This window comes from Flavobacterium sp. LC2016-13 (genome assembly GCF_009707955.1).
GTDB lineage: Bacteria > Bacteroidota > Bacteroidia > Flavobacteriales > Flavobacteriaceae > Flavobacterium.
The window spans coordinates 270,616-282,799 of record NZ_WMDQ01000009.1 but is presented as its reverse complement, the minus strand read 5'-3'; the positions used below and the strand labels follow the sequence as shown (position 1 = coordinate 282,799).

10 protein-coding genes are annotated in these 12,184 nt (G+C 33.4%); 6 read left to right on the top strand and 4 right to left on the bottom strand.

Going from position 1 to position 12,184, the window contains the following annotated elements; all coding sequences use genetic code 11:
- Positions 1–229: 229 nt before the first annotated feature.
- The 6 genes from GKZ86_RS18810 (at position 230) to GKZ86_RS18785 (ending at position 5,775) form a co-directional block, all read left to right on the top strand.
- Positions 230–1,195 (top strand): DUF2931 family protein, encoded by a 966-nt coding sequence (locus GKZ86_RS18810; RefSeq protein ID WP_154784594.1) that lies wholly within the window; start codon positions 230–232, stop codon positions 1,193–1,195.
- The gene (locus tag GKZ86_RS18805; protein WP_154784593.1) at positions 1,195–2,226 is read left to right on the top strand and encodes a DUF2931 family protein; all 1,032 of its coding nucleotides are present in this window, start codon (positions 1,195–1,197) and stop codon (positions 2,224–2,226) included. Before GKZ86_RS18810 ends, GKZ86_RS18805 begins: the two co-directional genes overlap by 1 nt.
- 68 nt (positions 2,227–2,294) lie before the next feature.
- Positions 2,295–3,263: a DUF2931 family protein gene (locus tag GKZ86_RS18800; protein WP_228526598.1), complete on the top strand. Its 969-nt coding sequence runs from the start codon at positions 2,295–2,297 to the stop codon at positions 3,261–3,263.
- Between the two features lie 313 nt (positions 3,264–3,576).
- Positions 3,577–4,623, top strand: coding sequence for an aldehyde reductase (locus GKZ86_RS18795; RefSeq protein ID WP_154784591.1), 1,047 nt, complete (start codon positions 3,577–3,579; stop codon positions 4,621–4,623).
- A gap of 1 nt (position 4,624) precedes the next feature.
- The gene (locus GKZ86_RS18790) at positions 4,625–4,978 is read left to right on the top strand and encodes a hypothetical protein (RefSeq protein WP_154784590.1); all 354 of its coding nucleotides are present in this window, start codon (positions 4,625–4,627) and stop codon (positions 4,976–4,978) included.
- 17 nt (positions 4,979–4,995) lie between these two features.
- The gene (locus tag GKZ86_RS18785) at positions 4,996–5,775 is read left to right on the top strand and encodes an AraC family transcriptional regulator (RefSeq protein WP_154784589.1); all 780 of its coding nucleotides are present in this window, start codon (positions 4,996–4,998) and stop codon (positions 5,773–5,775) included.
- A gap of 66 nt (positions 5,776–5,841) precedes the next feature.
- On the opposite strand, the gene GKZ86_RS18780 is transcribed toward GKZ86_RS18785, so the two are convergent.
- The 4 genes from GKZ86_RS18780 to GKZ86_RS18765 form a co-directional block, all read right to left on the bottom strand.
- Complete coding sequence (locus GKZ86_RS18780; protein ID WP_154784588.1) at positions 5,842–7,284, bottom strand: TolC family protein; 1,443 nt, start codon at positions 7,282–7,284, stop codon at positions 5,842–5,844.
- Positions 7,277–10,444 (bottom strand): efflux RND transporter permease subunit, encoded by a 3,168-nt coding sequence (locus GKZ86_RS18775; protein WP_154784587.1) that lies wholly within the window; start codon positions 10,442–10,444, stop codon positions 7,277–7,279. The genes GKZ86_RS18780 and GKZ86_RS18775 overlap by 8 nt, the downstream gene beginning before the upstream one ends.
- A 35-nt stretch (positions 10,445–10,479) precedes the next feature.
- Positions 10,480–11,562 carry an efflux RND transporter periplasmic adaptor subunit gene (locus GKZ86_RS18770; RefSeq protein WP_154784586.1) on the bottom strand — a complete coding sequence of 361 codons (1,083 nt, stop codon included), beginning with the start codon at positions 11,560–11,562 and terminating at the stop codon, positions 10,480–10,482.
- Between the two features lie 173 nt (positions 11,563–11,735).
- Entirely contained in the window at positions 11,736–12,080 is a 345-nt protein-coding gene (locus GKZ86_RS18765; protein ID WP_228526599.1) for a hypothetical protein, read from the bottom strand.
- Positions 12,081–12,184 lie beyond the last annotated feature (104 nt).

Sequence of the window (12,184 nt, the reverse complement as noted above, 5' to 3'; positions counted from 1 at the left end):
AATGCTTTTAAAAAAATAAGCAAAAACCATCCTGATGCAACTATAGAAATTGAAGCAAGAGTAGCTTTTATGTATAAAACAGTAGATTTTACCGTAAAATGTGAGGGAGAAGAAATTCCATTAAAAAAAGTCGTAGTTAGAATGTGGAAGAATAAGGTATAATGATAAAATATTTTAATATAACTATTTGTAGTTTTCTTTTTTTTATTTCCTGTAATAAAAAAAAGATATGAGTAATAAAAATGATTTTACATGGTCAGCTACAGTAACGTCTGTTGAAGATTATCCAATAGAAATACACAAAGGCTATATTGCCACACAAGACAAATTTATAACAGCTATTCATAATTCAGGAATAGAAGATGAAGGATGGGGATATGATGGCACTGATATAAGCGCTGGAGGTAATATAATACCTACGATGCTTTCGCTTACTTGGGTAAGTTATGCCGAAAAAAAATTCTGGAATATTGAAACCACAATAGATCAAACTACTCAAAACAAAATATTAGCTTTATTTCGAGAAGGATTCTATAATTGGGATAATGTCAAAAAGGCTCCCAAACACAGTACTTATAATCATATTACAATTGCCGTTGCACCAGGAGGTGTTGTTGTAATTTTTATAACGGGTACAGCACATCGTAAGGAGGTAGCCCGCTACCAAGCCAAAGAAACTTTTGTTGATGTTAATGCTTTTTATGACAACCCAGATGGCGATAATCAACAAGAATTTTATGATTGGTGGTATAAGAAATCAGTTCCTAAATACCTTCAGGAAAAAATTGCTAAATCTGGTATTCCTTATGGCATTTGGGATATTTATCGAGAAAAATACAATTGGCGTTTTCAAACTTTTTTTTATAAAGAAGATACTCTCACAGATTTGTATGTTAGTTATATTAATGGAGAAGCAAATTATATGAATGAAAATGAATTAGCTAAAAAAAACATTAATCATTTAGCACTTCCTCTTAATGTTAGATTCTATTATAAAATATACAATGGCGAAGCAAAATTTGATGAAGAAGAAATTGTGGCAGCCTTTAAAAAATTGAAAAAAAATCATCCTGATGCAACTATTGAAATAGAAGTTAGACCTGCTTTTATGTATAAAAGCACAACTTTTACTGTGAAGTGCGAAGGAGAGGAAATTCCTTTGGAAAAAACGGTCGTAAAAATGTATAAAAATTAATGCAAAAGTATAGCATTGTATGTTTCTGTTTTTTTCTCTTTTTTATTTCTTGTGAGAAAAGTAAAAAATCAAATAACAAAGAAAATTTCAATTGGGGGGTTGCTGTAACGGCACCAAGAATGTATCCGATAGAGATACATCGAGGATATTTAGGGAATGATAAAAAAATGATGTCAGCATTTATAAGTACAGGTACTATTGAAGATGGCTGGAATTATGATGGAGATGCACTTTCTGGTGGTAATGAAATACCAACACAATTATCTTTAACATGGATAAGTTATGCTGAAAAAAAGTTTTGGAAAATTGAAACTTCAATAAATAAAGTCACTCAGGATAAAATACAACAATTGTTTAAAGAAGGATATATGAATAAAGACCTAAATGGGATATGGTCTCATATTACCTATAAAAAAATCACCGTAGGATTGGCACCAGGTGGCATAGTTGTTTTATGGTTGTCCGGGTTAAATAAAAAAACAGAAATAACCCACTATCAAGCTGTCGAGACTTTTGTAAGTGCTAATGAATTTTATAGAAATCCTCATGAACGCACCCAACAAGAGTTTTATAATTTCTTTTATGACAGTGAAGTCCCTAAAGAAACTCAAGAATATATCAAAAAAAATGGCGTTCCAGTTAACTTATGGAAGAATTACAGAACGAAATACAAGTACCGTTTTAATTTACATTTTTACAAAACAGATAAAGAAAGTTTAGATAGGGAATCAGAATATGTAAACGGAGAAAAAGAAATAATAAAAGTAGAAGATTTAAGCTTATATCAAAGTAAGGCCCTTCCTTCTTATTGTCGATTTTGGTTTAGTTTATATAATGCAGAGGCTGAATTTGATGGTGAAGAAATCTTGAATGCTTTTAAAAAAATAAGCAAAAACCATCCTGATGCAACTATAGAAATTGAAGCAAGAGTAGCTTTTATGTATAAAACTGTAGAGTTTACCGTAAAATGTGAGGGAGAAGAAATTCCATTAAAAAAAGTAGTAGTTAGAATGTGGAAGAACAAGGCATAATGATAAAATATTTTAAAATAACTATTTGTAGTTTTCTCTTTTTTATTTCCTGTAACAAAGAAAAAGAGATGAGTAATAAAACTGATTTTGTCTGGTCTGCCACAGTAACGTCTGTCGAGGATTACCCTATTGAAATACATAAAGGATACCTTGCTACACAAGACAAATTTATAACAGCCTTACATAATTCAGGTATCGAAGATGATGGTTGGTCATACGACGGCACTGATATAGGAGCCGGAGGTAACATTATACCATCCATACTTTCGCTTACTTGGGTAAGTTATGCCGAAAAAAAATTCTGGAATATTGAAGCTACAATAGACGAAACTACGCAAAATAAAATGCTAGAATTATTTCGAGAAGGCTTTTATAACTGGAACCACGCAAAAGAAAAACTTATACATGAGACCTACAAACATATTACTGTAGCTGTTGCGCCTGGTGGTATTGTAGTTCTTTTTTTAACAGGTGATGTACATCGTAGAGAGATTGCACGTTATCAAGCGAAAGAAACTTTTGTTGATGTAAATTCATTTGTTCCCGTTCCAGGAGCCTTTAAAGATTTAGAAACTTTTTATGACAAATTTTACAAAGGTTTAGTTCCAAAATATTTGCAAGAAAAGATTGCTAAGGCTGGTATTCCTTATGGAATTTGGGATACCTATCGAGAAAAATACAATTGGCGTTTTACTATGAGTTTTTACAAAGAAGATAAACTTAATCATTATTATGTTGGATATATAAATGGCGAGGAAGACAATATTTATCAAGAAGTAATAAATAAAAAATCATTCAATCATTTAGCATTGCCGTTGAATGCTTCTTTTTATTTTAAGATTTACAATAGCGAAGCAAAATTTGATGAAGAAGAAATTGTAGCAGCCTTTAAAAAAATGAAAAAAAATCATCCTGATAAGGATATCGAAATAGAAGTTAGACCTGCTTTTATGTATAAAACAACAACTTTTACCGTAAAGTGCGAAGGAGAAGAAATTCCTTTGGAAAAAACGGTCGTAAAAATGTATAAAAATTAATGAAAAAAATAAAGAAGAATTAAATTATGTTTCGAAGTCTGAAGAAGCCGAAATTGATAATGAGAAAGAATCGTAACAACTTTAGATTTTTTCAAAACTAAAAACCTTCAAAGTCAATTGATTTTGAAGGTTTTTTTTATAATGCTGTTTTTGACTGGATATATAAAATTTTAATTATATATAAATGTCCACAAAAACCAATTTCTCGATAAAAATCAATATTATATGAACTTTTCAGTAAAGTGAATTTGGACTTTTCAATAAAGTTTATTTACTCTTTTATCGCCAACTTTGCAGTATAAATTTTTATAAAATGGAAAATAAAGATATCGTTTTGGTAACTGGCGGAACCGGATTTGTTGCTATGCAGATTATCATGCAACTTTTACAGAAAGGGTTTCAGGTAAGAACCACAGTACGCAACCTGAAAAATAAAGACAAAATAATTGCAGTGTTGAAAGCGAATGATGTTACTAATCTGGACAATCTTTCATTTGTGGTCACAGAACTTACGGAAGACCATAATTGGGAAGCAGCATTAAAAGGGTGCAAATATGTATTAAGCGTTGCTTCGCCAGTTTTTTTCGAAAAACCAAAAAGCGAAAGCCAAGCCATTCGTCCGGCAGTAGAAGGCATTTTGCGCGTTTTAAAATTTGCCAATCAGGAAGGTGTAAAAAGAGTTGTAATGACTTCTAACTTTGGTGCTGTAGGATTCTCACAGACTGACAAAACCCGCCAAACCACAGAAAGTGACTGGACTAATCCAAATATGAAAGGGCTGTCTGTATATGAAAAATCAAAAACACTGGCAGAAAAAGCAGCATGGGATTATATTAAAAACAGCAAAACCAATTTAGAATTTACAACAATAAACGCAGTCGCTATTATGGGACCTTCATTGAATGAACATATTACGGGTAGTTTTATGTTGCTTGAAAATTTGTTAAACGGAAAAATGAAAGCAGTTCCAAATATTCCATTGAATATTGTAGATGTAAGAGATGTAGCCGATTTACATATCCGTGCTATGATTACACCTGAAGCTAACGGACAACGTTTCATCGCATCTGCAGACGGGCAAATTTCTTTACCTGAAATTGCAATTCTTTTAAAAAATAAAAGACCAAATATCGCAGAAAAAGTTTCCTCTAAAATACTTCCTAACTGGATCATCAAAATAGGAGCTATATTTAATGTACAGGCAAAAGAAGGCATAGTATTTCTAAATATGAACCGAAATATTAGCAATACTAAAGCGAAAAATATTCTGAGCTGGAAACCTATTGCAACACAAGAAACTACTATTCTGTCAGCAGTAGACAGTATGATAAAATACAACTTAATTAACAAAAATATTTAAGATGAAAATTATAAGCGGTATATTAATCCTGATTTCTGTATACATAGGCATAAGCCACGGAAGCCGTGTTTTTAGCAAACCTACAGAAACTTATTTACAAATGATGTCTCAACTAGGTATTACAAATACAACACGTATATTCATTGGCGTTTGGTCTATTGGTGCAGCTATATTAATTTTATTCCCAAAAACTTTCTTTTTAGGAAATGCAATACGAGCGATACAAATTGTATTGATGATGGCTTTAGCAATAAAAGCAGGAAATCTTAAATTTGCATTAATAGAAATTCCATTTTTAATACTGCCTTTGATAATGATTTATCTGGAACATCCGTTTAAAAGTGAAACCGTTTGAATTAAATATTTAGCAGAATGAAAACCATAGCAGACGATAAGCAAACAAATATCCTAAAAGAACAATTTATCCCTGACAATGTATTTGTCTATATTGCAAATGGTGCCATCTGTTTTTTTGACACTCATAAAAACTATATATTTAAAACCGGAGATTGCGGTATTGCCCGTAAAAATTATCTATTAAAATATAAATTACTGGAAAGCAAAGAAAATTTTGATCCTATTATATTTTGTTTTGATGAGCCTTTTCTGGTGAATTTTCAAAAAAAATATCAAATAAAAACAATTGATTTTAAAGGCGAAGAACCTTGCATAAAAATTTCGAAAACAAAAATGATTGAAAAATTCATTCAATCATTAGAGCCTTACCATAAAGGTGTGATGCAATTGGATGATACTTTTGAAGATTTAAAATATGAAGAGCTGTTACTAATATTACTGAAACACCAACCTGAACTTTCAGGTTTATTATTTGATTTCGAAAAACCCGGACGTCTCAATCTTGAAGCTTTTATGAATCGTAACTTTCGTTTTAATGTAAGTGTAGAGCGTTTTGCTTTTTTAACAGGCAGAAGCGTATCTGCTTTTAAGCGTGATTTCGCAGCCATTTTTAACAAAACTCCTAGCCGTTGGCTGGTGCAAAGACGTCTGGAAGAAGCTTACTTTTTGATGAATGAAAAAAAGAAGAAACCATCCGAAATTTATATTGATTTAGGATTTGAAAGTTTGTCACACTTTTCAGTTTCATTTAAAAAGCAATTCGGAATTAAACCAACAGAGGTAAATCGATCATAAAATATAAAAAGCCTTTCAAGATATAACTCTCGAAAGGCTTTTTTCTACAAATTAACAAGCACAATTTTATTTCCAACCGCCGCCTAAGCCTTTGTAAACATTGACTGCAGCATTCAATTGGTCTTTTTTAGTATCAATTAATTCTAATTTAGCTTCTAATGCATCTCTTTGTGTCATTAACACTTCGAAATAATCAACTCTTGCTGATTTAAACAAATCATTAGAAACATCAATAGATGTGTTTAAAGCGTCTACTTGTTGCGATTTTAAATCGTAACTCTTTCCTAAATTATCAATTTTAGAAAGTTGATTAGACACTTCTATATAAGCATTCAAAATCGTTTTGTCATAATTATATAACGCTTGAAGTTGTCTTGCATTTGCACTGCTAAACTCCGCTTTAATTGCATTTCTGTTAATTAAAGGCGCAACAACATCTCCAGCTAACGAATATATAAGCGATTCCGGAAGTGTAAACAAATACGATGGATTAAAAGCATTAAAGCCTATCGCAGCCGAAATATCCAATGACGGATAAAATTCTGCGCGAGCTACTTTTACGTCTAGTTTTGCAGCCGTTAATTCTAACTCTGCTTGTTTAACGTCTGGACGATTTGCTAATAATTGAGACGGAATTCCTGAACTAACTGTTGATGGCAACAAAGTTAAAAAGTTGCTTCTGTCTCTTTTTATTTCCTGTGGATATTGACCTACCAAAAAGTTAATCTTGTTTTCTGCTTCTTTTATTTGCTGACGAATATCAAACTCTAAACTTTTTGAAGTTAAAACTTCAGCCTGAAATTTCTGAACAGCCAATTCTGTTGCTCTCGCAGCTTGTTTCTGAACTTTTACAATTTCTAAAGCGTTCGATTGTAATTCGATATTTTGTTTTACAATTTCTAACTGACTGTCTAAAGCCAATAATTCATAGTAAGAATTCGCAATTTCAGCTACTAAACTTGTCACTACAAAATTTTTACCTTCAACAGTAGCTAAATATCTGGTTAATGCTGCTTTTTTAGAATTGCGCAATTTTTTCCAGATATCCACTTCCCAGTTTGCATAAGCTGCAATAGCAAAATCACCAAGCGGATCCGGTGTTTCTTTTCCAGGCATAATTTCTGTCGAAGCATCACCCGCACCCTGGCTTGTATATCTACCGACCTTCTCTACTCCTGCTCCTGCTCTAATTCCTGCAGTTGGCAATAAAAGACCTTTTCTTACACGAACATCATTCTTCGCAATTTCAATTTCCTGTAAAGTGATCAATAACTCCTGATTGTTTTTCAGTGCTAAATCAATCAAATTAACCAGATTTTGATCTTTAAAGAAATCATGATACGGAATCTTTGCCATGTTAGTCGTATCCTTGCTTACATTATTTACATAAAAAGCATCAGGAACCGGTTTACTTGGCGTTTCTGTGGTCGCCTGTGGAGCTTTGCAACTTGCAACAGCAAGGCAAAGTCCCACAGCAACACTATATTGATATGGTTTAAATTTATACATGATTGTTGTCAATTTCTTCTGTTAATGGATTCTCTTCTTCATGTTTAACTAGTTTGTGTTTCTCAGCAATTCTTCCAAAAATGTAATACAATCCAGGAATTACAAATACCCCACAAATAGTTCCTATAAGCATACCTCCCGCAGCAGCAGTACCAATTGTTCTGTTACCAATTTTACCAGGTCCTGTAGCAAAAGCAAGTGGCAATAATCCGGCGATAAAAGCAAATGATGTCATCAGGATCGGACGGAACCTTGCTTTCGCACCTTCCATTGCTGCTTCAAGAACTGTTCTTCCTGCAGCGTGCCTTTGAATCGCAAACTCTACAATTAACACGGCATTTTTACCCAATAAACCAATAAGCATTACCATCGCAACCTGAGCATAAATGTTGTTTTCTAAACCTGCTACTTTTAATAAAAGGAAAGCTCCAAAAATACCTGCAGGTAAAGAAAGAATCACTGATAATGGCAAAATAAAACTTTCGTATTGTGCCGCTAATACCAGATAAACGAATCCTAAACAAATAAGGAACACCCAAATTGCCTGATTACCTTGTGCAACCTCATCGGCAGAAATACCCGCCCAGTCAATATCATATCCTCTAGGTAATTTTTTAGCTGCAACTTCCTGAATTACTTTAATCGCTGTACCAGAACTATATCCCGGAGCAGCTCCACCACTAATTTCAGTCGAAGTATACATATTATGTCTCGTAATTTCTGAAAGACCGTATACTTTTTCTAATTTCATAAAAGCAGAATAAGGAACCATTTCATCACGATCATTTTTCACATAAAGCTTTAAGATATCATCCGGTTGTGCACGATATTCCGGCGAAGCCTGAACGATTACTTTATAGTTGATTCCGTATTTAATGAAACTGATTTCGTAGTTACTACCCACAAGCGTTGATAAACTGTTCATCGCGTTTTCAATAGAAACTCCTTTTTGTTGTGCCAAATCATTGTCTACCTTCATCATATATTGAGGGAAACTTGCACTAAAGAAACTAAATACGTTGGCTAATTCCGGACGTTTGTTCAATTCTTCAACAAAATCTTTATTAACAGCTTCTAATTTTTTGAAATCACTAGATCCTGTTTTATCTAACAAACGAAGCTCAAATCCTCCTGCTGCTCCATATCCTGGAACTGCCGGTGGTTGGAAAAATTCGATATTAGCACCTGGAATATCTTTCGATTTCTCTTCCAGTTCTGTCATAATTTCCTGTACAGATTGTTTACGATCGTTCCAGTCTTCTAAGTTGATCAAACAAGTACCTGCATTCGATCCTGTACCTTCAGTCAAAATCTCATAACCTGCCAATGAAGAAACTGATTTTACTCCTTCAACACCTTCGGCTATTTTTTGCAATTTCTCTGCAATATTATTTGTTCTTTCTAATGATGAACCCGGAGGTGTTTGAATAATCGCATAAAACATTCCCTGATCCTCATTCGGGATAAATCCTGAAGGAACTGTGCTACTGATTAACCATGTTCCGGCACAAAATCCAAGAAGTGCGATAATAGTAACTGATCTTCTGTTTACAATTTTACCTAATACATTTTGGTATTTTCCTTGTGCAAGGTTAAACTTGTTATTAAATCCGTCTATAAATATGTTTACAGGCGTTCTCTTTTTAGGCGTACCGTGATTGTTTTTTAACATCATCGCACAAAGTGCCGGTGTTAAAGTCAAAGCCACAATACCTGAAAGGATAATCGCTGTTGCCATCGTGATCGAGAATTGTCGGTAGAAAACTCCAACCGGGCCAGACATAAAGGCAACCGGAATAAATACCGCAGCCATCAGGAATGTAATCGCAATAATAGCTCCTGCAATTTCGTGCATCGCTTTTTTAGTCGCTTTAAATGGCGAAAGATGTTCTTCTTCCATTTTGGCGTGAACGGCTTCAATAACTACAATCGCATCATCGACGACGACCCCAATTGCCAAAACCAAAGCAAATAATGTAATTAAGTTCAATGAAATATCGAAAAATTGCATGAACACAAAAGTTCCAACCAACGAAACCGGTACTGCAATTGCCGGAATAACCGTAGAACGCCAGTCTCCTAAGAAAAGGAAAACTACTAAACCAACCAAAATAAAGGCTTCGATCAAGGTGTGAATTACTTTCTCGATAGAGGCATCTAAGAATTTAGATACGTCATAAGATATTTCGTAATTCATTCCTTTTGGGAATTTTCCTTTAATTTTTTCCAGTTTTGCTTTTACATCTTCAATAACCTGATTCGCATTACTTCCAAAAGATTGTTTTAATACGATCGCTGCAGATGGTCTTCCATTTAAGTTCGAATAGATATCATACATCGAGCTACCAAATTCAACTTTGGCAATATCTTTCAAACGTAAAAGTTCTCCGTTACTGTTTGATTTTACTACGATATTCTCATATTGTTCTTTAGTTGTAAAACGTCCTGAATATTTCAATACATATTCAAATGCCTGAGAACGCTTACCAGAACTTTCTCCGGTTTTACCTGGAGAAGCTTCTAAACTCTGACTTGATAATGCTTCCATTACCTCATCGGCAGAAATTTTATAAGCCAACATACGATCAGGTTTTAACCAGATACGCATCGCATATTCACGTGTTCCTAAGATATCTCCGGAACCAACACCATTTACCCTTTTTAATTCTGAAAGTACGTTGATATCGGCATAGTTGTATAAGAACTTCATGTCGGTATTTTTATCCGTACTATAAAGATTCACATACATCAACATACTCGGAACTTCACGTGTAATCTTAACTCCTTCACGAACTACCAATGGAGGTAATTTATTCGTAACCGAAGCTACACGGTTTTGAACGTTAATTGCAGCCTGATTAGGATCTGTACCTAAGTTAAATACAACCTGAATACTTGCTTCACCATCATTTCCCGCATCAGAAGTCATGTATTTCATTCCGGGAACTCCATTTAGAGCTCTTTCTAAAGGAATAACAACTGATTTGATCATCAATTCTCCATTCGATCCAGGGTAATCTGCCGTAACGTTTACCATTGGAGGAGAAATAGAAGGGAATTGTGTAATAGGCAAATTCATTACCGATAACACCCCTAAAAAGACAATTACCAGCGATATTACTATCGACAGTACTGGTCTTTGTATAAATTTATTAAACATTTGTATATTTTTTTAATGATTAAAACCAATTAAACCTATTCTGCTTTTACGCGTAAATGAGTAATTACCGTTTGAGGAGATTGGTATTCAAATTTAATTTTGTCATTCTCTTTTACTTTCTGAACTCCTTCAAGTAAGATTTTATCATTTTCAGTAAGTCCGCTGCTTACAACATACAAATCTGGAATTTCACCTGTAATTGTGATTTCTCTTGAACTTACTTTATTGTTTTTATCTACAACAAAAACATATTTTTTGTCCTGAATTTCGTAAGTCGCTTTTTGTGGAATCACAATAGCATTTTTCAACGGAACAAGCATTTGAACTTTTCCTGTTTCACCATTTCTAAGTAATTTACCTGAGTTAGGGAATCTTGCTCTAAAAGCAATATTTCCTGTTTCGTTGTTAAATTCACTTTCGATAACTTCTACGTTTCCTTGGTATTTAAAAACTTCGCCATTTGCCAAAAGCAAATTCACTTTAGTCTGAGCACGATCTTTTACATCATTTTCATATTGAAGATATTCTGGCTCTGAAACGTTGAAATAAGCGAACATTTGACTGTTATCTGAAAGGCTTGTTAGTAATTCTCCTTCGTCGATAAGACTTCCTAATTTTAATGGAATACGGTCAATTGTTCCATCAAACGGAGCTCTGATTTCGGTAAATCCTAAGTGAATTTTTGCCAACGCTACTTCAGCTCTTGCTGCTTGTAATTTTGACTGGGCAACTGCTTGCTCGTTTTTAGAAACGATATTTTTATCTGCTAAAGTTTTAGCATTTTGCAATTCTATTTCTGCAGATTTTTCTTCAGCCTGAGCTTTAAGTAATTCTGCTTCATAAAGTTTTGGCATAATTCTGAACAAAACCTGACCAGCTTTTACAAACTGACCTTCATCAACATAAATGTTTTGTAAAAACCCTTTTTCCTGGGCACGGAGTTCGATATTTCTAACAGATTTTATCTGAGAAACATACTCTTTTGTAAACGAAGTATCAATTTTTACAGGATTGGTCACTGTAAATTTTTCTTCTTCTTCTTTTTCTTCTTTTTTTGATGTACAACTGGTAAGGCACAACAAGGCAAATAAGCCTGTTAACACGACTATTCTTTTCATGGTATAAAAATGGAAATTAAGCGATTGAATTAGGAATATGAAAATTCCTTTAGATGTAAAGAATCATCAGTCGCCAGAATAAAACGTGAAAATTAAAAATGAAGAAATATCTTAAAAATACAATTCATAGTTATGCATGATCACGCTTTTGGTAACCGATGTATAAGTATAAATCAAATTCTTAAAACTCTCTGAGTAATATAAATAGGATTTGACTGACCGCATGATGGGCCCAAAATTTCAAAAAGACTATATGAGTTTGCAACGTTTTGACGTGAGATTGTCAAATAAAAATCATTTAATAAGCTATAGTTTGTTGCAAGAAACTTAGCAGAAAGTCCATCTTTATCACTACCAAGATATTCTTCATCCAAATCTAAATCGGCATCTTCGATGATTGAACTGCCTTGTTCGTTATTGGTAAATTTTACTCGGTGTCTTTTTTCAAGAAGGTGATGAGAATTTAGGTGCGTTTCAGCATTAAGATATTGCCCTCCGCCTAACAGAAGGAAATTCATAAATGTTAAAAATACTATTAACTTTCTCATTTGAGTGCGAAAGTAGTAAAAGATTGGAATAAAAAAAATAAAATAAGAAAGTCTTAACAAGTTCTAATACACGA

What these genes read in the sequence shown, in the direction of transcription:
- GKZ86_RS18810 (WP_154784594.1), top strand. Translation starts at nt 230, where the DNA reads ATGAGTAATAAAAATGATTTTACATGGTCAGCTACAGTAACGTCTGTT.
- GKZ86_RS18805 (WP_154784593.1), top strand. Translation starts at nt 1,195, where the DNA reads ATGCAAAAGTATAGCATTGTATGTTTCTGTTTTTTTCTCTTTTTTATT.
- GKZ86_RS18800 (WP_228526598.1), top strand. Translation starts at nt 2,295, where the DNA reads ATGAGTAATAAAACTGATTTTGTCTGGTCTGCCACAGTAACGTCTGTC.
- GKZ86_RS18795 (WP_154784591.1), top strand. Translation starts at nt 3,577, where the DNA reads ATGGAAAATAAAGATATCGTTTTGGTAACTGGCGGAACCGGATTTGTT.
- GKZ86_RS18790 (WP_154784590.1), top strand. Translation starts at nt 4,625, where the DNA reads ATGAAAATTATAAGCGGTATATTAATCCTGATTTCTGTATACATAGGC.
- GKZ86_RS18785 (WP_154784589.1), top strand. Translation starts at nt 4,996, where the DNA reads ATGAAAACCATAGCAGACGATAAGCAAACAAATATCCTAAAAGAACAA.
- GKZ86_RS18780 (WP_154784588.1), bottom strand. Translation starts at nt 7,284, where the DNA reads ATGTATAAATTTAAACCATATCAATATAGTGTTGCTGTGGGACTTTGC.
- GKZ86_RS18775 (WP_154784587.1), bottom strand. Translation starts at nt 10,444, where the DNA reads ATGTTTAATAAATTTATACAAAGACCAGTACTGTCGATAGTAATATCG.
- GKZ86_RS18770 (WP_154784586.1), bottom strand. Translation starts at nt 11,562, where the DNA reads ATGAAAAGAATAGTCGTGTTAACAGGCTTATTTGCCTTGTTGTGCCTT.
- GKZ86_RS18765 (WP_228526599.1), bottom strand. Translation starts at nt 12,080, where the DNA reads ATGAATTTCCTTCTGTTAGGCGGAGGGCAATATCTTAATGCTGAAACG.